Annotated in this window: 16 protein-coding genes; 8 read left to right on the top strand and 8 right to left on the bottom strand. The window is 73.6% G+C overall.

What is annotated here, in order from left to right:
* A partial coding sequence (locus DY240_RS30220) for a molybdopterin-dependent oxidoreductase (RefSeq protein WP_199702756.1) occupies nucleotides 1-1,534 on the top strand: 1,534 nt, incomplete at its 5' end.
* 64 nt (nucleotides 1,535-1,598) lie between these two features.
* Nucleotides 1,599-4,337 carry a beta-N-acetylglucosaminidase domain-containing protein gene (locus DY240_RS30215; protein WP_119663349.1) on the top strand — a complete coding sequence of 913 codons (2,739 nt, stop codon included), beginning with the start codon at nucleotides 1,599-1,601 and terminating at the stop codon, nucleotides 4,335-4,337.
* A 1-nt stretch (nucleotide 4,338) separates the two neighbouring features.
* On the opposite strand, the gene DY240_RS30210 is transcribed toward DY240_RS30215, so the two are convergent.
* The 6 genes from DY240_RS30210 to arfA all read right to left on the bottom strand — a co-directional run bounded on the left by DY240_RS30210 (nucleotide 4,339) and on the right by arfA (nucleotide 12,367).
* Nucleotides 4,339-5,343, bottom strand: a complete 1,005-nt coding sequence (locus DY240_RS30210; RefSeq protein ID WP_199702755.1) for a glycoside hydrolase family 43 protein — start codon at nucleotides 5,341-5,343, stop codon at nucleotides 4,339-4,341.
* Complete coding sequence (locus DY240_RS30205) at nucleotides 5,340-7,619, bottom strand: family 43 glycosylhydrolase (RefSeq protein ID WP_119663348.1); 2,280 nt, start codon at nucleotides 7,617-7,619, stop codon at nucleotides 5,340-5,342. The genes DY240_RS30210 and DY240_RS30205 overlap by 4 nt, the downstream gene beginning before the upstream one ends.
* Complete coding sequence (locus DY240_RS30200) at nucleotides 7,616-8,422, bottom strand: carbohydrate ABC transporter permease (protein WP_119663353.1); 807 nt, start codon at nucleotides 8,420-8,422, stop codon at nucleotides 7,616-7,618. The genes DY240_RS30205 and DY240_RS30200 overlap by 4 nt, the downstream gene beginning before the upstream one ends.
* A gap of 86 nt (nucleotides 8,423-8,508) precedes the next feature.
* Nucleotides 8,509-9,354, bottom strand: coding sequence for a carbohydrate ABC transporter permease (locus tag DY240_RS30195; protein WP_119663347.1), 846 nt, complete (start codon nucleotides 9,352-9,354; stop codon nucleotides 8,509-8,511).
* Nucleotides 9,355-9,460: 106 nt separating this feature from the next.
* The gene (locus tag DY240_RS30190; RefSeq protein WP_199702751.1) at nucleotides 9,461-10,801 is read right to left on the bottom strand and encodes an ABC transporter substrate-binding protein; all 1,341 of its coding nucleotides are present in this window, start codon (nucleotides 10,799-10,801) and stop codon (nucleotides 9,461-9,463) included.
* Nucleotides 10,802-10,828: 27 nt separating this feature from the next.
* A complete protein-coding gene (gene arfA, locus DY240_RS30185; protein ID WP_199702750.1) occupies nucleotides 10,829-12,367 on the bottom strand; it encodes an arabinosylfuranosidase ArfA in 1,539 nt (512 codons plus the stop codon).
* 199 nt (nucleotides 12,368-12,566) lie between these two features.
* Here arfA and DY240_RS30180 point away from each other — a divergent pair, with 199 nt between their 5' ends.
* Nucleotides 12,567-13,562 (top strand): LacI family DNA-binding transcriptional regulator, encoded by a 996-nt coding sequence (locus DY240_RS30180; RefSeq protein WP_119663346.1) that lies wholly within the window; start codon nucleotides 12,567-12,569, stop codon nucleotides 13,560-13,562.
* 133 nt (nucleotides 13,563-13,695) lie between these two features.
* Nucleotides 13,696-14,754 carry a type IV toxin-antitoxin system AbiEi family antitoxin domain-containing protein gene (locus tag DY240_RS30175; protein ID WP_119663345.1) on the top strand — a complete coding sequence of 353 codons (1,059 nt, stop codon included), beginning with the start codon at nucleotides 13,696-13,698 and terminating at the stop codon, nucleotides 14,752-14,754.
* Between the two features lie 9 nt (nucleotides 14,755-14,763).
* On the opposite strand, the gene DY240_RS30170 is transcribed toward DY240_RS30175, so the two are convergent.
* A complete protein-coding gene (locus DY240_RS30170) occupies nucleotides 14,764-16,398 on the bottom strand; it encodes an amidase family protein (RefSeq protein ID WP_119663344.1) in 1,635 nt (544 codons plus the stop codon).
* Nucleotides 16,399-16,512: 114 nt separating this feature from the next.
* Between DY240_RS30170 and DY240_RS30165 the strand changes: the two genes are divergently transcribed.
* Nucleotides 16,513-17,451 (top strand): aldo/keto reductase, encoded by a 939-nt coding sequence (locus DY240_RS30165; protein ID WP_119663350.1) that lies wholly within the window; start codon nucleotides 16,513-16,515, stop codon nucleotides 17,449-17,451.
* Nucleotides 17,452-17,597: 146 nt separating this feature from the next.
* Here the strand turns inward: DY240_RS30165 and metE are convergent, their stop codons facing one another.
* The gene (gene metE, locus DY240_RS30160; RefSeq protein WP_119663343.1) at nucleotides 17,598-19,865 is read right to left on the bottom strand and encodes a 5-methyltetrahydropteroyltriglutamate--homocysteine S-methyltransferase; all 2,268 of its coding nucleotides are present in this window, start codon (nucleotides 19,863-19,865) and stop codon (nucleotides 17,598-17,600) included.
* A 362-nt stretch (nucleotides 19,866-20,227) separates the two neighbouring features.
* Here metE and DY240_RS30155 point away from each other — a divergent pair, with 362 nt between their 5' ends.
* Genes DY240_RS30155 through DY240_RS30145 form a run of 3 tightly spaced genes read left to right on the top strand, consistent with a single transcriptional unit; the run spans nucleotide 20,228 to nucleotide 22,793 of the window.
* Nucleotides 20,228-21,271, top strand: coding sequence for an energy-coupling factor ABC transporter permease (locus tag DY240_RS30155; protein ID WP_119663342.1), 1,044 nt, complete (start codon nucleotides 20,228-20,230; stop codon nucleotides 21,269-21,271).
* Nucleotides 21,268-22,035, top strand: a complete 768-nt coding sequence (gene cbiQ / locus DY240_RS30150) for a cobalt ECF transporter T component CbiQ (RefSeq protein ID WP_119663341.1) — start codon at nucleotides 21,268-21,270, stop codon at nucleotides 22,033-22,035. Before DY240_RS30155 ends, cbiQ begins: the two co-directional genes overlap by 4 nt.
* Nucleotides 22,032-22,793, top strand: coding sequence for an energy-coupling factor ABC transporter ATP-binding protein (locus DY240_RS30145; RefSeq protein ID WP_119663340.1), 762 nt, complete (start codon nucleotides 22,032-22,034; stop codon nucleotides 22,791-22,793). The genes cbiQ and DY240_RS30145 overlap by 4 nt, the downstream gene beginning before the upstream one ends.
* Nucleotides 22,794-22,974: the final 181 nt, after the last annotated feature.

Below are 22,974 nucleotides of genomic sequence, written 5' to 3'. Positions count from 1 at the left end.
GGCCGCGCCGCACACGCCGTGGTGGGCGCCGGCGCTGGCCGGCGTGCTGTCGCTGGGCCTCGGGCTGGCGGCCGCCGAGGTGGTGGCCGGGGCGCTGGGCCGGGCCGAGACGCCGGTGGTGGCGGTCGGCGAGGAGTTCATCGACCTCACGCCGGGCTGGCTCAAGGACTTCGCCATCGAGGTCTTCGGCACCAACGACAAGACCGCGCTGCTGGCCGGCATGGCGATCGTGCTGGCGGCGCTCGGCGCGCTGATCGGCCTGCTCATGGCCCGCCGCAAGGGCGCCGGCCTCGCCGCCGCCACGGTCCTGCTGGTGATCGCCGGGCTGGCGGTCAACAGCCGGCCCGACACCACGATGGCCGACCTGCTGCCCACCGTCGCCGCCGGGATCGTCGCGCTGCCGACGCTGAGCTGGCTGACCGGTAAGGCCGCGCCCGCGCCGGAACAGACGACGCCCAGTAGACCGGCGCCCACCCGGCGGTCCTTCCTCACCGCCGCGGGTGTCACCGCGGGCCTGGCCGTCGTCGGGACGGGGCTCGGGCAGCTGCTGGGCGCGCGGCGGGCCGGCGTCGAGACGTCCCGCGACGACCTCGCCGCCAGTCTCGACCTCCCGCGCCCGGACGTCCCCGCGGGAACGGACCTCGTCGTCGACGGCGCCGACCCGTGGCGCACCCCCAACCAGGACTTCTACCGTATCGACACCGCTCTCTCCGAGCCCCTGGTCCGCGCCGAGGACTGGACGCTGCGGGTGCACGGCATGGTCGAGAACGAGGTCGAGCTCGACTACGACCAGCTCGTCGGCATGGGCCTGGTGGACCGCTGGCTGACGCTGAACTGCGTCTCCAACGAGGTCGGCGGCCACCTCATCGGCAACGCGCTGTGGACCGGCGTCCCCATCGCCGACGTCCTCGCCCTCGCGAAGCCCGGGCCCGACGCCGACGCCGTCCGGTCGCGCTCGCAGGACGGCTGGACCGCCGGCACTCCGCTCGACGTGCTCACCGACGGCCGCGACGCGTTGCTGGCGGTGGGGATGAACGGCGACCCGCTGCCGCTCGCGCACGGCTTCCCGGTCCGGATGATCGTGCCCGGCCTCTACGGCTACGTCAGCGCGACCAAGTGGGTGGTCGAGCTCGAGGTCACCCGGTTCGACCAGTTCAACGCCTACTGGACGACGCGCGGCTGGGCCGAGCGCGGCCCGGTGAAGGTCGCCTCGCGCATCGACGTCCCGAGCAGCCGCGCGCACGTCGGCGCGGGCACGGTCGCCGTCGCGGGGGTCGCCTGGGCGCAGCACCGCGGCATCGAGGCCGTCGAGGTGCGCGTCGACGAGGGCGACTGGAACGCCGCGCGGCTGGCCGCGGTCCCCAGCACCGACACCTGGCGGCAGTGGGTGTGGGAGTGGGACGCCGAACCCGGCGAGCATCGGCTGCAGGTCCGTGCCACCACCGCCGACGGCGAGGTGCAGACGTCCGAGCAGGCGCCGCCCGCCCCCGACGGCGCGTCCGGCTGGCACACCATCGACGTGACGGTCGACTAGCGGCGGGCGTGGCGGGGTACGGTGCGGGGCGACCACCGACCCCGCCCCGTGGAGGGCACTGCCCATGCGTCTCGTCACCGCCGTCGCTGTGTTCGCCGTCGTCACCAGCGCCCTGGCAGGCACGTCCGGGGCGCCGGCCGCCGCGGCCGCGCCGATCGACGTCTTCCCCGTACCCCAGCAGGTGGAGCGGCTCGGCGACGACCTGCGGCTGCCGCCGCGCGTGCGGGTCGTGGAGGCGGCTGACGCCGATCCGGCCGCCGTGGACGCCCTCGCCGCGGTGCTCGCCGACGCCGGCCTCACCCCGGTCGACGGGATCGCGCCGGTCACCGTCCGCCTGGCCGGCCCGGACGGCGCGGCGGGAACCGCCGGCGCGCTGGCCGAGCTCGGCGTCGACGGCCCGGCGGGGCTGCCGGCGGAGGGCTATGTGCTCGCCTCAGGACGGGCCGGGCGCGGCTTCGAGGTCGTGCTCGCGGGCGCCGACGCCGCCGGCCAGTTCTACGCCGTCCAGACGCTGCGTCAGCTCCTCACCGCCGAGCGCGGCCGGGTGAGCCTGCCCGCCGTCGCCGTCCGGGACCACCCGGCGCTGGAGTGGCGCGGCACCATCGAGGGCTTCTACGGCGAGCCGTGGTCGCACGAGGACCGGCTGCGCCAGCTCGACGCGTACGCCGCGCAGAAGATGAACACCTACGTGTACGCGCCGAAGGACGACCCGTACCACCGCGACCGCTGGCGCGAGCCCTACCCCGCGGCCGAGCTGGACCGGCTGGCCGAGCTGATCGCGCACGGCGCCCGGCAGCACGTCGACGTCGTCTTCACCGTCTCGCCGGGCGTCGACGTCTGCTACTCCGACCCCGCCGACCAGGCCGCGCTGGCCGCGAAGGCCCAGCAGCTGTGGGACGCCGGCGCGCGGACGTTCGGCGTCCTGCTCGACGACATCGGCGGCGGCCTGACCTGCGAGCGCGACCAGGCGGCGTTCGGCGGCGACGCCAGCCCGCTGGCGGCCGCGCAGGCGCACCTGCTCAACGCGTTCCAGCGCGACTTCCTCGACACCCACCCCGGCGCCGGGCGGCTGCTCACCGTTCCCACGGAGTACTCCGGCAACCAGACCTCGCCGTACCGCGAGCGGTTCGCCGCCCTGCTCGAGGAACGGGCCGTGGTGATGTGGACGGGGTCGCAGGTGGTGCCGCCGGAGGTGACGGACGCCGACGCGGACGCCGCGGCGGCCGTCTTCCGGCACGACCTCGTGCTCTGGGACAACTACCCGGTCAACGACTACCTGCCACGGCAGCTGTTCCTCGGCCCGCTCACCGGCCGGTCCCCGAACCTGCACGAGCACGGGGTCATCGGCCTCACCGCCAACCCGATGCCGCAGGCGGCGCCGTCGCTCGTCGCGCTCGGGACGGTCGCCGACTACGTCTGGAACCCGCCGGCCTACCGGCCGGAGCCGTCGTGGGAGGCGTCGATCCGCCGGCTGGGCGGCGACGCTGCCGCCGCACTGCGGACGTTCGCATCGAACAGCCGCTCGTCGGCCCTGGACAGCACGGAGTCGCCGGAACTGGTCGCCGCGATCGAGGCGTCGCGCGCCGAACGCGAGGCCGGCGCGCCCGGCCCGGCGACGGCCGAGCTGGTCGCGCTGTTCGACGCCATGGCGGCCGCCCAGGGCGAGCTGGCGGCGCGCATGGACGACCCCGACTTCGTCGAGCAGGCCGGCCCGTGGCTCACGAAGCTGCACCACTACGGCGTGGCCGGCGCGGCCGCGACCCGGGCACTGGTGGCCGAGGCGGACGGCGACGGCGCCGAGGCGTGGAGACAGCGCGTGGTCGCCGCCGACGCCACCGAGGCGGCCCGCGAGACCTACGAGACCGTCGCGACCGGCGTCGTGCCGCCATACCTGACGGAGGCGGCCGCGGCCAGCGGGGTCGTCACAGCCGGCGCGCCGGACACCGCCGAGGCCGGGGCCGACGTGCCGCTGACCGCCGAGGCCGACGCCGGCGACGTCGCGCTCGACCGGGTCGAGTGGTACGCAGGCACCACGCTCGTGGGCGCGGACACCACCGCACCGTACGCCCTGACCTGGTCCGGCGCGCCGGAAGGCCTGCACCTCGTCACGGCCCGCGCCGTCGCCGCCGACGGGAGCACCGTCACGTCGCCGGCCGTCCGGCTCACCGTCGGCGACCCGGCGCCCGTCCTGCTGCTGGTCGGCGACGACGCGCCGATCCCGGCCGGCGCGGAGCTCAGCACCGGTGACCAGGCCGCGCTGGACCGGCTGGAGCTGCTGGGCCATCCAGTGGAGGTGATGCAGGGCAGGGACGCCGTCACCGCGGACGCGCAGGGCAAGGCCGCCGTCGTCATCACCTCCACGCTCGCCTCCAGCGAGGCCGGTAGCAAGTTCCGTGACGTCCCGGTCCCGGTGCTGACGTGGGAGGCGTTCGTGCTCGACGACATGGGCATGGCGACGGCCCCCGGCGAGGCGTTCCGGTCGTTCCGGCTCGAGGTCGATCCGGCCTCGGACCTGTCCGCCGGGCTGTCCGGCACCGTCGACGTGTACCGCGGCGCCGACCGGCTGCGGTTCGGCACGCCGGCCGCCGGCGCCGACGTCGCGGCCCGCCTCCCCGGGGCGCCGCAGCAGGCCGCGCTGTTCGGCTACGCCACCGGCGCGGCGATGGTCGGCGGCATGACCGCGCCGGCGCCGCGCGTCGCGCTGTTCCTCGGCGACGAGGGCGCCGACCCCGACGTGCTCACCGACGAGGGCCTGGCCCTGTTCGACGCGGCGGTCCGCTGGGCGCTGCCGCCGTCGCGCTGAGTCAGGGGACGACGTCGACGGCGGCCCGCGGGCCGTCCAGGACCGGCACCCCGTCGGACCAGGTCACCTCGGTGAGCCACATCGTCCGGCCGGGCAGCGCGGAGCCGACGGAGTCAGGCGGCCACGCGTGGTGCACCATCCACGTGCGGCCGTCCTTCTCGACCAGCACGCAGTGCCCCGGCCCGGCCGCATCGTCCGTCGACGCCAGGACCGGCTCCGCCGACGGCTTCGTGCACGGCCCCAGCGGACCCTCGCAGACGGCGTACCCGACGGCGTAGGCGGCGGAGTCGTAGGCGTTCGCCGAGTAGAACAGGTAGTACCTGCCGTCGCGCAGCCACAGGAACGGCGCCTCGACCAGCGAGCCCTCCCACGGCTGGTCCTGCTTGATCAGCCGGACCGGCTCGCCGGCCAGGGACAGCCCGTCCTCCGACAGCGGCTGGGCGTAGATCCAGGTATCGACGCCGATGGCGTTGCCGTCGTTCTTCCACAGCAGGTACCGGGTGCCGTCGGCGTCGGTGAACGGGCTGGCGTCGATCGAGCCGCCCTCGCCGGCCTGGCAGATCAGCGGCTCGGGGGAGTCGTCGACGAACGGGCCGGACGGCGACGACGCCACCGCCCGGCCGACGCACTGCCGGCCCGACGCCGTCCCGAGCGCGGTGTAGTAGAGGACGTAGCGGTCCGGGCCGTGCACCGCGATCTCCGGCGCCCACGTCCGACCGCCCGTCACCCACGGCGCCAGCACCGGCATCGCGTCGCCGGCCGGCTCCCACGACACGAGGTCGGGCGACGTCATCACCGGCACGTTCCCGAGCGGCGAGTTCGTCGCATAGGCGTGGTACGTGCCGCCGGCCTCGATGATCGCCGGGTCGGGGAAGTCGCGGTCGACGACGGGGTTGGTGAATCCCATGGTGCTCGGCTGCTCCTCTTCGACGGGGTCGGGGCCGGGCTGGGCCGGGCCGCACGCCGCGAGGAGCAGCGCCAGCCCGGCCCAGGTCAGGTATCTCATCGCACCTCGTACAGGCGGAACCAGTCGAACGTCGCGACGGTGGCCGGCGTGGCGCCGCCCCCGGCGTACAGGCCGATCTGCGGTGACGTGCCCGCCGGCAGCGTCCACGTCGCGCCCCACCGCCAGGTGACGCCGTCGCGCGACGACGCCGACCGGTACCGGTGCTCGCCGGTCGCCGGGTCCGTCGTGTGGTGGATGCGCAGCCACATCGTCTCGGCGACCGGCCCGCCGAGGTGGGCGCCCCATCGCAGCGCGCCGTTCTCGTCCAGCTCCTTGCCGAACTCGACCTGACGGGTGCCCCAGATCGCGACGTCGCCCAGCCGCAGCAGGTTGTCGTCGTCGACGCGGACGATCAGCCCGGCCTGCTGGTAGTTGCGGATCGTCCCGGTGCCGAGGTCCAGGTGCAGCTTCGTCTCGGCGATCCAATCGCCCTCCGGCGGCGTGCGCAGCAGCAGCGGGCCGGTGTTGCCGGCGCCGACGACGTCCACGGACTCCAGCGGCCAGCGCAGCACGCCCTCACCGACGGTCACCGACGACGACCGCCGCAGCCACTCCCAGCCGCCGGCCAGCGCCGGGTCGTCGAAGTCCTCGCTGAACACGGTGTCGCCCGCCGCGGGCTCGTCGACCCGCGTCGTGACCGGCTCGTGCGCGGCGACGACGGTGAGGTTGTCGACCTGCGCCGCACCACCGGACGCGGCCAGCGTGACGGGGCGCGGCTTGGCCACGCCGCGGGGCAGGTCGACGGCGACCTCGGCGTCGGCGTCGCCGAGCCGGCTCTCCGCCAGGCGGGCGACGACGCGGCCGTCGCGGACCTCGACCGCCAGCGCCGTCCACTCGGCGCCGTCGTAGCGCGACGGCAGCGGGACGGTGTCGGACTCCACCCGCCGGCCCAGCGTCGACGTCACCGACAGCGTCCGCTCGGCGGCGTCGACGGTGACCGTCACGCCGTTGCGGCCGGACCGCGCGACCCCCACCGAGAACGTTCCGGCCAGCCGGACGTCGGCCTCGACCCGCACGTCGCCCGGGGCGTTGCGCGCCGTCCGCACCTCGGCGCCGTCCGACAGCACCCCGACGTCACCGCCGTCGCCGGTCGCGTCGGTGCCCGCCGTCCAGCTGCCGCGCACCGCCATGAGCGCGTCGCCGGACGCGGGCGCGTCCGACACGATCCCCAGCGACGACGCCGTCACCGGCGCCGGCTGCGGCGTGTCGGACGGACCGGCGCCGGCCCGCGCGACCGGCCAGCCGTCGATCCAGTCCAGCCGGTCGATCAGCGTCGGCCGCTCGTTGATGCCACCCGGCGCGTCCAGCCAGGCGTCGTTCCGGTCGATCGCGTGGTACACGATGTGGTCCTGCCCCGACACGTCGGTGACGATCGTGTGGTGGCCGACGCCGATCCAGCGGTTGCCGTTCTGCGCCAGCACCTGCGTGCCGCCGACGCGCGAGTCCAGCAGCGAGACGCCCTCGTGGTCGACGAACGGGCCGAGCGGGCTCTTCGAGCGGCCCGCGTAGACGCTGTAGCCGGTGACCGGCCCGGCGCAGCAGTTCGCCGACGACGCCGTCAGGTAGTACCAGCCGTCGCGCTCGACGACGAACGAGCCCTCGTACCGGTCGCCGACCGTGACCTGCGTCGGCGACCCGACGGCGCGCAGCCCGGACTCGTCCAGCTCGGTCACCCACAGGCCGCCGTGGAAGCCGCCGAAGTACAGGTACCGCTTGCCGTCCGACGCCGACAGCAGCGCCGGGTCGATGGTGTTGAAGTAGTCGCCGTTGCCGGTCGGCCGCGGCGCGACCACCGGGCCGCCGGTGTCGGTCCACGGCCCGGCCGGGGTCGGCGCCGTCGCGGCCCCGATGGCGAAGTTCCACGGGCCGGGCTCGGCGACGGTGTCGGTGACCGTGTAGTACATGACGTACCGGCCGTCGACGTAGCGGATGTCCGGCGCCCAGTAGAACGACGTGTCCGTGGTCCAGGCCGGCCGGTCGCCCTCGTCGAACACCGTCCCGAGGTACTCCCAGTCGACGAAGTCGCGCGACCGGGCGATGTGCATGAGCCCGAACTCGCTCGGCGCCTCGTGCAGCGGGTCGCTGGTCGCGTACAGGTACCACCAGCCGTCCTTGCCGCGCAGCACGGCCGGGTCGGCGTAGGTGTCGGAGAACGAGGCGGAGATCGGGTTCTGGGTGACGGGCTCGGCGGCCGGGCCGGCGGAGGCGGCCGGGGCCGCCGCGGCGGGCACCGCGAGCAGGGCCGCGAGCAGGAGGCGTCGGAGCAAGGCGATCATCCCTTCAGTCCGCTGCGCGACACGCCCTCGATGACGTAGCGCTGCGTGAACAGGAACAGGATCAGGACGGGGACGCTGGCGACGAACGCGCCGGCCATGATGACGGGGTAGTCGGTCGTGTAGGCGCCCTGCAGCAGCCGCAGCCCGGCCGGCAGCGTGAGCCGCTCGGGGCTGAACAGGACGTAGATGGGCCAGACGAAGTCGTTCCAGTTGGACAGGAACGACAGCACCGCGAGCGTGGCCAGCGCCGGTTTGGAGTTCGGCAGCACGACGCGGGTGAAGATCTGCCACTGGTTGGCGCCGTCGATGAGCGCCGCCTCCTCCAGCTCGGCGGGCAGCATCGCGAAGAACTGCCGGAGGAAGAACACCCCGAACGCGCCGGCCGCACCGGGCACGGCCAGCGCCCAGACGGTGTCCAGCCAGCCCAGCCGGTCGATGATCAGGTAGTTCGGGATGAGGAACACGAACCCCGGCACGAACAGCGTCGACACGATCACGACGAACAGCACGCCCCGGCCGCGGAAGTGCAGCCGGGCCAGCGCGTACGCCGCCGTCGACGCCACCGCCAGCACCAGCGCCATGTGCAGCGTCGCCGCCAGCAGGCTGTTGAGGAACCAGCGCAGCACCGGGTACGCGCCGTCCAGCCGCAGCAGCCCCTCGTAGGCGGCGAACGTCGGCGACGACGGCAGCAGCGTCGGCGGGACGGCGGTCGCCTCGGGGTTCGTCTTGATCGACGTCAGGAACATCCAGACGATCGGCCCGATGAAGATCACCGTCAGGACGAGCAGGAACAGCCAGAACATGCCCTGCCGGACGAGTCCGCCGGGGGCCCGCTCCGGCGGCTGCGCGTCCGGCGCGCCGGGCTCGGGCCGGGTCCCGGCCGGACGGGTCAGGACCGCCATCGCGGCCTCCTCTCCCGCATGGCCAGCACCTGGATGATCGAGACGATCCCCAGGAAGATCGCGAGCAGGTACGACATCGCCGCGGCGCTGCCCATCCGGAACGACTCCAGGCCCTCGGCGAGCATGACGATGAGCGCCGTCCGGGTCGAGTCGCCCGGACCGCCGTTCGTCACCAGCAGCGCCTGCCCGAACATGTTCGCCGAGGCCAGGATGGTGATCGTGACGACGAACAGCTGCACCGTCCGCAGCCCGGGCAGCGTCACGTGCCGGAACTGCTGCCATGCCGACGCGCCGTCGACCTTCGCCGCGTCGTACAGCTCACGGGGGATGTCCTGCAGCCCGGCGAGGTAGATGATGGTGTTGAAGCCGAGTGTCCACCACACCGTCATCGCGACCAGGCTGATCCAGGCCCACGGCTGGGCGGTGATCCACGGGATCGACGTGCCGAGCAGGCCGTTCACGATGCCGATGTTCGGGTCCAGCATGAACCGGAACAGCAGCCCCACGACGGCCACGCCGAGCACGTACGGCATGAAGAAGACCGCCCGGAACACCGTCCGGCCGGGGAAGCGCCGGTTCAGCACGATCGCCAGCGCGAGCGGGATCGCGACCAGGAACGGCACGCTGGCGACGGTGAAGATCGCCGTCGCGCGCATGCCGTGCCAGAACATCTCGAAGACGGCCGACGACGAGTCGAACAACGCCAGATAGTTGTCCAGCCCGACGAACGGCCGGCTCGGCAGCATGAAGTCCCAGTCGTGCAGGCTCATCCAGATCCCGAGCACCGCCGGGGCCAGGACAAACGTCGCGAAGATGACCAGGAACGGTGCCATGAAGGCGTACGGCGTCCACGGTGCGTGCCGCCGGATGCGGGCCGGGGACGCCGTCGCACGTCTCGTCGCACGCGTCGTCGCGTGCGGGGAGGTCGTCGCCACGGGACTACCCGCCGTACCGCTCGCGGTTCTCTTCCAGCTTCTTCGACGCCCGGTCCGCCGCCTCGGACAGCGCTGCCGCCGGCTCCTTGGTGAGCAGCACGGCCTCGTTGACGGCCTGGTTGAAGTCCGCGAGGACGTCGCCGATGCCGGGCACCGGCGGCGGGAAGTGCAGGTAGTCGACCTGCTGGGCGAGCGCGGACTGCTCCGGCAGCGCCTGGAACTCCGCCGACTCGCGCACCGAGTTGCGCGCCGGCACCTGGCCGCCCTCGGCCCAGGCCAGCGACTGCTGGCTCACCCAGTTGATGAACACCCGCGCGGCCTGCTGCTTGTTCTCGTCGGCGCTGCGCTGGCGGGGGAGGACGAAGTTGTGCGAGCCGGCCCACGCCGCCTGGGTGCCGCCGATGTTGGGCAGCGGTGCGACGCCCCACTCCAGGTCCGGCACCTCCTTGAGGGTGTTGATGTGCCAGATGCCGTTCCAGTTGAACGCCGACTGGCCGTTCTGCAGCGCGATCGCGTCGGCGTCCTGGCCGACGTCCGTGGGGCTGTAGCCGTTGCGGACCAGGTCGACCGCCCAGGTCAGCGCCTCGACCGCGGGATCCTCCGCCCACGTGACCTCGGTGCCGTCCGCGTTGAACAGGTCGCCGCCGAACTGCCAGACCAGCGCCTCGACCGTCAGCACGCCGGTGAACACGTGCGGCGACATCCAGTGGCCCTGCACGCCGGCGGACTTGAGCTGCTCGAGTGCTGCCTCGTAGGACTGGCGATCCGTCGGCGGGCTCTCCGGGTCCAGCCCGGCGGACTCGAGGACCGTCTTGTTGTAGAAGAAGCCCAGCGGGTGCACGTCCAGCGGGATGCCGAAGCGCTGGCCCTCGTACTCGCCGGCGCTCCACACCACCTCGGCGAAGTCCTCCTGCTTCAGGTCCAGCGCCTCGGCGACGTCGTCGAGGGGGACGATGACGTTGCGGGCGGCGTTCGTCGGCAGCGAGTCGATGTGCATGATGCCGACGTCCGGGCCGTTGCCCGACTGCACCGCCGTCGGGATCTTCTGGTAGTAGTCGGCCCACTCCATCACGGTCATCTTCACCGCGATGTTCGGGTGCTCGCTGTTGAACTGGTCGACCAGTTGCTGCATGACCGGGCCGTCGCCGCCGGTGAAGCCGTTCCAGAACGCCAGCTCGACGTTCGGGCCCTCGTAGCCGCTGGCGCCGCCGTCGCCCTGGGCCGGTTCGGCGCCGGGGGACTGCGAGCCGCCGCCGCAGCCGGCGAGGAAGGCGCCGGCGCCGGCCAGGCCCGTCGCGGCGAGGAAGCGTCGTCTGGTCAGCGGGTTGCGTGGTGTCGTGGTCACAGCTGCTCCTTCGCAGGCGGTGCCGGGTCAGTCACCCAGCCGGATGAGGTGCCAGGACGACGGCGGCAGGATCGCGGTGAGCGTCTGGTCGCCGTCGACGACGGTGCCGGTGACCGGACGCGGGACGACCCGGTCCGGGTGCTCGGCGGTGTTGGTGGCCGACGGGTCGGCGTCGGCGATCGCGAGATGCTCCAGCAGCCGCAGCGGCCGGCTCGTGTGGCCCGGCCGGCTCGCCGAGCCGAACGCGCGGAGCGGGACGGTGAGCCGGGCCGGCTCCGCGCGGTTCCGGTTCGCGGCCAGCAGCGTGAGCGCGCCGGTCTCCGGCTCCTGGACGGCGGTCACCCGGGTGGCGGGGACGTCGCCGTACTTCTCCGTGGCGACCGGCGGCGTGCGGACCGCCGCGCGCAGCACCGTCCCGCGGGCGTACCGGGCGGTCAGCGCGAACGGATGGAAGATGGTCTGGCGCCAGGCCGGCCCGCCGTCCCGCGTCAGGATCGGCGCGATCACGTTGACCAGCTGCGCCTGGCACGCGATCGCCACCCGGTCGCAGTGGTCGAGCAGCGCCATCAGCAGGTCGCCGACCACGACCGCGTCGGTGACGTCGAAGACGTCCTCGATGAGGGCGCCGTTCTCGGTGACCTCGAGAGCGTCCTGCCCGGCGAAACGGTGCTGGTACCAGACGTTCCACTCGTCGAAGGAGATGGTCAGCCGTTTGCGGCTGCGGCGGGCCGCGCCGACGTGGTCGGCCGTGGCGGCGATCCCCGTGATCATGGTCCGCATGTCCTCGGACGAGGCGAGGAAGCTGTCGACGTCACCGCCGACCGGCTCGTAGTAGGCGTGCAGCGAGATGTGGTCGACCAGGTCGTAGGTGTGCTCGAGGACGATCCGCTCCCACGTGCCGAACGTCGGCATGCCGCTGTTGGAGCTGCCGCAGGCGACCAGCTCGAGGTCCGGGTCGGCGCGGCGCATCGCCCGCGCCGTCTCCGCCGCGAGCCGGCCGTACTCGTCGGCCGTCTTGTGCCCGATCTGCCACGGGCCGTCCATCTCGTTGCCGAGACACCAGGTCCGGACGGCGTGCGGGTCCTTGTGCCCGTTGGCGACCCGCCGGTCGGCGGTGCTGGTGCTGCCGGGCGCGAAGTTGACGTACTCCAGCAGGTCGACGGCGGCGTCGACGCCGCGGGTGCCGAGGTTCACCGCCATGATCGGGTCGATGCCGAGGCCGCGGGCCCAGCGGCAGAACTCGTCGGTGCCGACGGCGTTCGACTCCAGGGAGCGCCAGGCGAGGTCCAGCCGGCGCGGGCGCTCGGCGACCGGGCCGACGCCGTCCTCCCAGCGATAGCCGGAGACGAAGTTGCCGCCGGGGTAGCGGATGACGGTGACGCCCAGCTCGCGGACCAGCTCGGCGACGTCGCCGCGGAACCCGTGCTCGTCGGCGGTCGGGTGGTCGGGGTCGTAGATGCCGCCGTAGACGCACCGGCCCATGTGTTCGACGAACGACCCGTACAGGCGCGGGTCGACGGTGCCCACGGTGAATGCCGGATCCAGTCCGACCTCGACGTCGTACAAGGGGTTCCTCCGCGTCCGTCAACAGGTTTTACAACGGATAACCGTGCGGACAGTTTTACAACGGATAACCTTGATTGGGAAGAGTGTCCGGTGAGGTGGTCCGGTCCGCCCAGGTGGCGGCGGAAATGTGCTCGGCCGGGGTACGCGGCGGTGCCTACACTCGGTCAGGTCGTCTTGGGCAGACGAGAGGGGCAGGCAGGTGGGCGCGCGGCTGAAGGACGTGGCGGACCTCGCCGGGGTGTCGTTCAAGACCGTCTCCAATGTGATCAACAACCACCCGAACGTCACCGAGAAGACCCGCGAGAAGGTACTCAAGGCCATCGCGGAGCTGCGCTACCGCCCCAACGTGTCCGCGCGCAGCCTGCGGCACGGGCGGTCCGGGTTCGTCGCGCTGGCCGTGCCCGAGCTGGTCTCGCCCTACTTCGCCGCGCTGGCCTCGGAGATCGGCGCCGTCGCCAAGCGGCAGAGCCTCATGGTGCTCATCGAGGAGACGTTCGGCGAGGTCGAGCAGGAGCGGGTCGTGCTCGAGGGGCTCGACACCCGGCTGATCGACGGCGTCATCTTCAGCCCCATGGGCATGACGACGGCCGAGGTCGCCGCGCGCTCCGACCCCGCCCGCATGGTGCTGCTCGGCGAACGCGGCCACCCGGCGGGCTTCGACCACATCGCCATCGACAACGTCCGCGCGGCCCGGGACGTCACCGCCCACCTCATCGGCCTGGGGCGGCGGCACATCGCGGCCGTCGGCGCGCAACGGGCCGGCACCGGTGGCCTGCGCGCTCGCGGCTACCGCGCGGCCCTGCGCGACGCCGGCCTGCCGGTCGACCGCCGGTTGATCGTCTCCGACCTCGACTTCGACCGCGCCAGCGGCGCCCAGGCGATGGCCGCCCTGCTCGACAGCGGCCGCCCCGTCGACGCCGTCTTCTGCTTCAACGACCTCATGGCGCTGGGCGCGCTGCGGACCCTGCACGAGCGCGGCCTGCGGGTCCCCGACGACGTCGCCGTCGCCGGCTTCGACGACATCGAGGACGGCCGCTACTCCACGCCGTCGCTCACGACGGTCTCGCCGGACGTCCCGCTCCTCGCCGCCGAGGCGGTCCGCCTGGTCGCCCGCCGCCTCGCCGACCCCGAGGCGAAGGCCGAACGCATCGACGTCCCCTTCACGCTCGAGATCCGCGAGAGCACCGCCGGCTGAGGGTTGCCATGGTCGAGTTACTACCGCCCTGGCAGTAGTAACTCGACCACAGCGGCCTGCGTGGCGGCCGAGTTGTCCACAGATCGCGGCGTCGGTCTGGCGGGCGCGCTCGCACCGGCGCAGGCTGACGAGCGTGCCGAACGAACGAGCGCTTCGCCTGGCCGCGGTCCAGGACGGTCTGATCACCCGGGAGCAGGCGGCGGCGGCCGGGCTGACGCCGTCGGCCATCGCTCACGCGATTCGCCCGGGTGGGCCGTGGCGGCGGGTTCTGCGGGGTGTGTACGCGACCTTCACCGGCCCGCTCGCGCCGATCCACCAGCTCAGAGCAGCCTGTCTCCACGCCGGCGACGAGGCGGTGGTGACCGGTGCGTGGGCGTGCTGGATGACCGGTCTGTCGTACGGCCCGCCGGCTGGGGACGTGGTCGAACTGCTCGTCCCGCGCGAGGTCCGGCGGTCGACCGTCGACGGGGTCGAGGTGCATCGCACATCGCGGATGCCGGCGGCACAGCTCTGGGTCGATCCCGATGGCCCGGACGGCCCGCCGTTCCTGCCTCCGGACGTGGTGCTCGACGCCCTCGCACCCGCGTCCCGGCCCGGCGCCATCCCGAAGGCACCTCCCGCTCGGGCCGTCGTCGACGCGGTGGTGATGGCGGCGCGGCGGTTCCCGCAGTGGTCGCCGGCGCGCCGCGAGACCGCCTTGCGGAACGTCCGGGCGCTCATGTGCGAGGCGGTGCAACGCAGGGCCGCCGGCCTGGCACACCTGCGGACTGAGGCGCTTGCGGCTCGCGGCCGGGGATCGGCGCTGGTCAGAGTGGCGCTGGCGGATATCGAGGCGGGCTGCCGGTCGGCACCGGAGTGCGAGCTGCGCGACCTCGTGCGCCGCAGCCGGATCCTGCCGGAGCCGGTGTGGAACCAGCCGCTGGCCGGGGTTCGCGGGATCGTCCCGGACGCCTGCTGGCACGAGCGGCGGCTGATCGTCGAGGTCGACTCGCGGTCGTTCCACGGGTTCGGCGACGCGCCGGAACGGACCGAGCAGCGGCGCGCCCGGCTGGCGATGCTGGGCTGGGTGGTGCTGCCGGTGTCGCCCGCCCGGTTGCGGGCCGATCCCGCCGCGGTGCTCGCGCAGATCGAGGCCGCGTACGTGAGCCAAGGGCGAGTTACTACCGCTCTGGCAGTAGCAACTCGCCCTTGACGCGGTCGGCTAGCGCAGCGGCGGGGTGCTGGCCGGTGGCGTGCGGTGGTGGGTGGCCTGCTCGTAGTCGTAGCCGAGGCCCAGCAGGGTCGGCTCGCTGAAGGGCAGACCGAGCAGTTCGACGCCCACGGGCATGCCGTCGGGGGTGAAACCGGCCGGGACGGTCAGCGCCGGGAAGCCGGTGTTGGCCGACAGCGAGCAGTTGCTGCCCGGCTGCGACTGCCCGATGACGGCGGCCTGCTGGCGGATGGTCGGGTACACCAGCGCGTCGAGGTCGTTCGCCTCCAGCAGCGCCCGCAGCAGGGTCTGTGCCTCGGCCCGCCGCTCGAGGCGCTGGTGGTAGGCCTCCTGCGGCCCGGTCGACACGCCCTGGCGGCTGCGCAGCGAGGACAGCACCGTCGGCGTCACCTTCCCCGACGTGATGATGTCATCCATGGTGACCGCGTCGAAGGGCGGCTCGAGCACGGCCAGCCACCTGGGGAACGTCGAGCCGGGTGCGGCGAGGTAGCGGTTGAGGTCTCGCTCGAACTCGTCGTTGATGACTCCCGACGCGCCGACGGCGGACAGCAGGGCGGCCTGCGTGGGCAGCTCGACGACGTCGGCGCCCTGAGCGGCCATGTCGTCGACGGCGGCGCGGATGAGCGCCGTCGTGGGCTGCTCGGCGGCGGACGTCCCGAGATAGTCGGTGAGCACCCCGATCCGGGCGCCGGAGAGCGCGTCGTCGTCCAGCGACGGCAGGTACGACGACGGTACCCGGCCGACGGACGCCGCCGTCGACGGGTCGTCGGGGTCGTAGCCGACTGTCGCATCGAGCACCAGTGCGATGTCGGTGACGGACTTGGCGATCGGCCCGCCGACGTCCTGGGTGTACGACATCGGGGCGATGCCGTCGCGGCTGGACAGTCCGTGCGTCGGCCGCAGCCCGACCAGGCTGTTGTGCGCCGCCGGGATCCGGATCGAGCCGCAGGTGTCCGAGCCCATGCCGACGGCGCCGAACCCGGCCGCGATGCCCGCGCCGGTGCCGCCGCTGGAGCCGCCGGGGTTGCGCGTCTGGTCGTACGGGTTGCGCGTCTGCCCGCCGAGCGAGCTGATGGTCGTGATGCCCGACGCGTACTCGTGCAGGTTGGTCTTCGCGACGATGATCGCGCCGGCCGCGCGCAGCCGGGCGACCTGCTCGGCGTCGTCGGCGGTGTGCCAGCGCTCCAACGCCAGCGACCCGTTCGATGTTGGCAGGTCGAACGTGTCGTAGTTGTCCTTGATGAGGATCGGGATGCCGTGCAGCGGGCCGCGCACCTGGCCGCGGCGGCGCTCGTTGTCGAGCCGGGCGGCCGTGGCGACGGCGCGGGGGTCCTCGACGATGACGGCGTTGACGCCCGGCTGGTCGGCGTACGCCTCCTCGTAGGCGTCGATGCGCGCCTGGTACGCCTTCACCAGCTGCACCGACGTCACCTCGCCGGTCGCCAGCAGCTCGCGCAGGGCGTTCGCGTCCAGGTCGACGACCCACTCGGCGAGCTCCGCGTCGGTCGCCCGGCGGGGCCCGGCCGCCCCGGCAGCGCCGACGGGCAGCACCGTCGTCGCCAGGAGGGCGCTGCCGGTGAGCAGGGCCGCCACCGTTCGTGCTCGTCGGTTCCGCCAGCGTGCCACGTGGCCTCCTCGTCTCGGTCGCCCCCCGCGCAGAGCAGGCTCGCGGGTGATCGTTCCGGGATGGTTTCGGCCGCATGACGAAACGGATATGTGATACTTCGGGCCGTGACCGAGATGCGCTATCGCCAGCTGGGCGACTCCGGGCTCACCGTCTCCGTGGTCGGCGTCGGGTGCAACGCCTTCGGGCGCCGCATCGACGAGGCCGCGGCGACCGCCGTCGTGCACGCCGCCCTCGACCACGGCGTGACGCTGTTCGACACCTCTGACACCTACGGGCTGGGCGAGAGCGAGCGGATGCTCGGCGCCGCCCTGGCCGCTGCCGGCCGCCGCGACGACGTCGTCGTCGCGACCAAGTTCGGCGGCGACATGCAGGGCCGCAACGGCGCCGACTGGGGCGTGCGCGGGTCGCGGCGCTACATCCGGCGCGCCGTCGAGGCCAGCTTGCGCCGGCTCGGCACCGACTGGATCGACCTCTACCAGTTGCACTTCCCCGACCCGGTGACGCCGCTGGAGGAGACGCTGGCCGCCCTCGACGAGCTGGTCGCCGAGGGCAAGGTCCGCTACGTCGGCTCGTCGAACCTGGACGGCTGGCAGGTCACCGAGGCGGCCTGGATCGCCCGCACCGAGGGCCTGACGCCGTTCGTCAGCGCCCAGAACGAGTACTCGCTTTACGATCGCTCCGCCGAGGCCGAGCTCATCCCGGCCGCCGAGAACGCCGGCGTCGGCATCCTGCCGTACGGGCCGCTCGCGTACGGCCTGCTCACCGGCAAGTACCGCCGCGGGCAGGCGGTGCCCGCGGGGTCCCGGCTCGACACCGAGGCCGGCGCGAAGCGGCTGGCCGAGGCCGACTTCGACCGCATCGAGGCGCTGGAGCGGTTCGCCGCCGACCGCGGCGTCGGCATCCTCGATGTCGCCATCGGCGGGCTGGCCGCCCAGCCCGCCGTCGGCTCCGTCATCGCCGGCGCGGTGTCCGCGGAGCAGGTCGCGGCGAACGTCGCCGCCGGTGCGTGGGACCCTGCGGCGGACGACCTCGCCGTGCTCGACGACCTGTGAGCTGATCGGGCGGCGCGTGGGGGAGGTCGGTCCCCGCCCGGCCGGGTGGGAGGCCCACCCTACGGGCGGGCACCGACAACGTCTCCGCCGCTCGCCGAGCCGAGACTGACGTGTCGCGGCCGGGACTGGTCGCGGTCAGGCCGGTGTCAGCGGACGCGCCAGGCGGCCTCCACCAGGGCCGCCAGCGCCGGCTCCACCTGCTCGTACGTGCGCGTCTTCAGCCCGCAGTCCGGGTTCACCCAGAGCCGGTCCGCGGGAATCGCGTCCAGCGCGCGCCGCAGCAGCGCCTCGACCTCGTCCGCGCCCGGCACGCGTGGCGAGTGGATGTCGTAGACGCCCGGGCCGATGCCGCGGCCGAACCCGGACGCCGCCACGTCCGCCACGATCTCCATGCGCGAGCGGGCCGCCTCGATGCTGGTGACGTCGGCGTCGAGCCCGTCGATCGCGGCCACGACGTCGCCGAACTCGGAGTAGCACAGGTGCGTGTGCACCTGTGTCGCGTCGGCCACGCCGGACGTGGCCAGCCGGAACGCGCTCACCGACCAGTCGAGGTACTCCGCCTGGTCGCGGGAGCGCAACGGCAGCAGCTCGCGCAGCGCCGGCTCGTCCACCTGCACGATGCCGACGCCGGCCGCCTCGAGGTCGACGGTCTCGTCGCGGATCGCCAGCGCGACCTGCCGGGCGGTGTCGCCGAGCGGCTGGTCGTCGCGGACGAACGACCACGCGAGAATGGTGACCGGGCCGGTCAGCATGCCCTTCACCGGCCGGTCGGTCAGCGACTGCGCGTACGTCGCCCACTCGACGGTGATCGGCGCGGGCCGCGAGACGTCGCCGTAGAGGATCGGCGGCCGGACGCAGCGCGACCCGTACGACTGCACCCACCCGTGCTCGGTGGTGACGAACCCGTGCAGGTGTTCGGCGAAGTACTGCACCATGTCGTTGCGCTCGGGCTCGCCGTGCACGAGGACGTCGAGGCCGAGCTTCTCCTGCAGCCGGATCACCCGCTCGATCTCGGCGCGCATGCGGGCGGTGTACTCGGCGCGGTCCAGCCGGCCGGCCCGGAACGCCGCCCGGATCCGCCGGATGTCGCCGGTCTGCGGGAACGAGCCGATGGTCGTGGTCGGCAGCGGCGGCAGGCCGAGCCGCTCGCGTTGGGCGGCGGCCCGCTCGGCGTACGGCCCGCGCCGGGCGTCGCCGGGGGTGAGCCCCGCGAGCCGCGCGCGGACGCCGTCGTCGACGACACGCGGTGCGGCGGCCCGGTCGGCGAGCGCCGCCCTGGCCTCCTCGAACGCCGCGGACCGGTCCTCGCCGCGCAGCGCGGCCGCCAGCGTCACGACCTCGGCGACCTTCTGGTCGGCGAAGGCCAGCCAGGACCGCAGCTGCGGGTCGAGCGCGGCCTCGGCGTCGAGGTCGTAGGGGACGTGCAGCAGCGAGCAGGAGGTCCCGACGGCGACGGCGGCGGCCCGTGCCTCGACGGCCCGCAGCGTGGCGAGCGCGGCGTCGAGGTCGGTGCGCCAGACGTTGCGGCCGTCGACGACGCCGGCGACGACGGTCTTGGCCGCCAGCCCCGGCACGTCCTCCGGTGGCAGCGAGCCGGCGACGAGGTCCAGCCCGATCGCCTCCACCGGCGACGACGCCAGCACCGGCAGGGCGTCACCCAGCGAGCCGAAGTACGACGACACCAGGATCGCCGGCCGCTCGGTCAGCCCGCCGAGCCGCTCGTAGGCCCGGCGGAGCGCATCCAGCTCGTCGGGGGTGCGGTCGGCGACGTAGGCCGGCTCGTCCAGCTGCACCCACGCGACGCCCTCGGCGGCCAGCGTCGTCAGCAGCAGCGCGTAGACGGCGAGGAGGTCGTCGAGGCGGTCGATCGGCCGGAAGCCGTCCGGCGCGCCGTCGACGGGCTTGGACAGCAGCAGCAGGCTGGTCGGGCCGGGCAGCACCGGCCGGGTCTCGACGCCCAGCGCCAGGGCCTCGCGGTACTCGTGCACCGGCTTGGTGGCGTCGAGGTGGAACCGGGTCGCCGGGCCGATCTCGGGGACCAGGTAGTGGTAGTTGGTGTCGAACCACTTGGTCAGCTCCAGCGGCGCGACGCCGCCGGTGCCGCGGGCCATCGCGAAGTACGTGCCGAGCGCGTCCAGGCCGAGCGACGCGAACCGCGGCGGCACGGCGCCGGTCAGCACGACGGCGTCGAGGACCTGGTCGTACAGCGAGAACGTGTTCGACGGGACGGAGTCCAGGCCCAGCGCCGAGAGCCGGCGCCAGGTCCGCTCGCGTTCGGCGCGCGCGGCCGCGTCAAGTTCGTCGCGGCCGGACGCGCCGGACCAGTAGGACTCGAGGGCGCGCTTGAGCTCCCGGCCGGGGCCGATGCGCGGATAGCCGGGGACGGTCGCCCCGATGGGCGGTGTGCTGGTCATGGTGACGGTGTTCTCCTCGCGAGCGCGGACAGGCGATCGTCGGGGCGGGCCGCCCCGGTCGACGTCAACCGCGCCGGGGGCCTCTTGCGTCGGCCGGCTCGCACCCATCAGGTACCCGCCGGCCGAACCACCAGTGCCTGCGATCCTAGGAGCGAGCCGGCCGACCGCAAGGTGACGTCCCGTCATACGGACCGTTGCGTCTCATGATTCGAGAGATGAACGCGTTCCCGTGCCCTTGCGATACCTGCGACTTTGTCGCATCATTCAGTGGTCAACCGGAGTCCGTGCTCGTCCCGCCCGTTCAGATACAGAATCACCGGCTGTCATCGGACATTTCGCTCCCGTTCACGAGGAGGACATCCATGCACGTCCCCGACGGGTTCCTGAACGCCCCCACCTCCGTCGCCACGGGCGCCGTCGCCGCGGCCGGGGTCGCCGTCGCGTTGCGCAAGGCGCAGGACGAGCTGGACGAGCGCACCGCTCCGCTGGCCGGCCTCACCGCGGCGTTCGTGTTCGCCGTGCAGATGCTGAACTTCCCGGTCGGCATCGGCACCAGCGGACACCTGATGGGCGGGGCGCTCGCGGCCGTGCTGGTCGGCCCGTGGACCGCGGTGCTGTGCCTGTCGGTGGTGCTGCTCGTCCAGGGCCTGTTGTTCGCCGACGGCGGGCTGACGGCGCTCGGGACGAACATCTCGCTCATCGGCATCACGACAGTGGTGGTCGGCTGGGTGGTGGCGCGCGCCGTGCTGGCGGTGCTGCCGAAGCGTCCGGCGTCGGTGGTGCCGGCGGCGGCCATCGGCGCCCTGGTCTCGGTCCCCGTCGCGGCCCTGGTCTTCGTGCTGCTGTTCGCCGTCGGCGGCGAGGCGTCGCTGTCGGCCGGCGCTCTGACGGCGAGCATGCTCGGCTGGCACACCCTGATCGGCATCGGTGAGGCGGTCATCACCGGCCTGACGGTGAGCGCCGTCGTCGCCGTCCGGCCCGACCTCGTCCACGCCGCCCGCGGCCTGCGGGCGCCGCTGCAGCTCAAGCGGGCCGATGGGACCCTGGTCCCGGCACCGGCGGCCGAACCGGCCGGCGCCACCGCTCGCGGGAGCGCGCGGCCGCTGCTGGTCGGTGGCGGGCTGGTCGCGCTGGCGCTGGCCGGCATCGTGAGCTTCTTCGCCAGCGCGAATCCCGACGGCCTCGAGTACGTCGCCGAGGACAAGGGCTTCCTCGAGACCGCCCGCGACCACGCGTTCGGCGACTTCGCGCTGGCCGACTACGGCGAGGTCGGCGGCATCCCGGTCGGGGTGGCCGGCATCCTGGGCGTCGCGGTGGTCGTGGTCCTCGGTGTCGTGCTGTTCCGGGTGGTCGGCGGCCGGTCGGGCCGGTCGTCATCGCGTGCGACGGAGGAAGCCGTCCGGTGAGCGGCGGTCACGGGCACGGGCACGCGCTGTACCGGCCGGGGGATTCGCCGGTGCACCGGCTGCCCGCGCACGTGAAGATCGTGGCGCTGCTGGCGTTCGTGCTGGTGGTGGTCGCGACGCCGCGGGACGAATACTGGGCGTTCGGGGCCTACGCGGTCCTGCTCGGGGTCGTCGCCGCAGTGGCCGGCGTGCCCGCCGGGCTGATCATCCGGCGGATGGTCGTCGAGGTGCCGTTCGTGGTCTTCGCGGTGCTGATGCCCATCGTGTCGCAGGGGCCGCGGATCGACGTGCTGGGTCTGTCGCTGAGCGAGCACGGCCTGCTGACCGGCTGGAACATCCTCGCCAAGGGCACGCTGGGCGTGGTCGCGTCGATCCTGCTGGCGGCGACGACGGACGTCCGGTCGCTGCTGGCCGGCCTGCAGCGGCTGCGGGTGCCCGACCGTCTGGTCGAGATCGCGTCGTTCATGATCCGCTACGCCGACGTCGTCACCGGCGACATGCGGCGCATGCGCATCGCCCGCGAGTCGCGCGGCTTCGAGGCCCGCCACCTCGGTCACGCCCGGGTCGTCGCGCAAGGCGCCGGGGCGCTGTTCGTGCGGTCGTACGAGCGGGGGGAGCGGGTACATCTGGCGATGCTGTCACGTGGCTACGCTGGAGCGATGCCGCTGACCACCACCGCCGTCACGACCCGTGCCGACTGGCTGCGCGGCGCCGCGCTGCCGCTGGCCGCCGCCGTCGTCGCCGTGGTCGCGGTGCTCGCATGACGGGCGACGCGTCGCTGGAGGTGACCGGGCTGGCGTTCGCCTACGCCGACGGGCACCAGGCGCTGTTCGGCGTCGACCTCACCATCGGCCGCGGCGAGCGGGTCGCGCTGCTCGGCCCCAACGGCGCCGGCAAGACCACGCTGGTGCTGCATCTCAACGGCATCCTGTCCGGCGGTGCCGGAACCGTGCGGGTCGGTGGGTTGGACGTGCGGCCGGGCGACCGCGACACGCTACGCGAGATCCGCCGCCGCGTCGGCATCGTCTTCCAGGACCCCGACGACCAGCTCTTCATGCCCACCGTCCGCGACGACGTCGCGTTCGGCCCGGCGAACCTCGGCCTGCGCGGCGCCGAACTGGACCAGCGCGTCCACGAGGCGCTGGCGCTGGTCGGCATGACCGACGTCGCCGACCGGCCGCCGCACCACCTCTCGTTCGGCCAGCGCCGGCGGGTCGCCGTCGCGACGGTCCTGGCCATGCGGCCGGAGATCCTGGTCCTCGACGAGCCCACCAGCAACCTCGACCCCGCCAGCCGCCGCGAGCTGTACGAGATCCTCGACGCGCTCGACGTCACCCAGCTGGTGGTCACCCACGACCTGCCGTTCGCGCTGCAGCTGTGCCCGCGCTCGGTCGTGCTCTCCGGCGGGACGGTGGTCGCCGACGGCCCGACGGCGGACGTCCTGGCCGACGAGGCGCTGCTCGCGGCGCACCGGCTGGAGCTGCCGTACGGCTTCGACCCGCGGTCGGTCGCGCCCCGGTAGGGCTCGGGGAAGCGTTGGCAGGGGGTCGTGACGTTGGGCCGTCCCCCTGCTGCCCGATTGTCTTGGCCGCGGGCGCGCGCCTCAAGTCCGCGCGCGTGGTGGTCGGGCTTCGCTGTGGTTGGGGCGCTTGGACTTGACCCGCGCGCCCGCGGCTAAGAACGGGCAGCTATCAGGGGGACGG

Source organism: Jiangella rhizosphaerae (genome assembly GCF_003579925.1).
GTDB lineage: Bacteria > Actinomycetota > Actinomycetes > Jiangellales > Jiangellaceae > Jiangella > Jiangella rhizosphaerae.
Note: the sequence above shows the minus strand (reverse complement) of the source record. Positions and strands in the feature narration are given on the sequence as shown.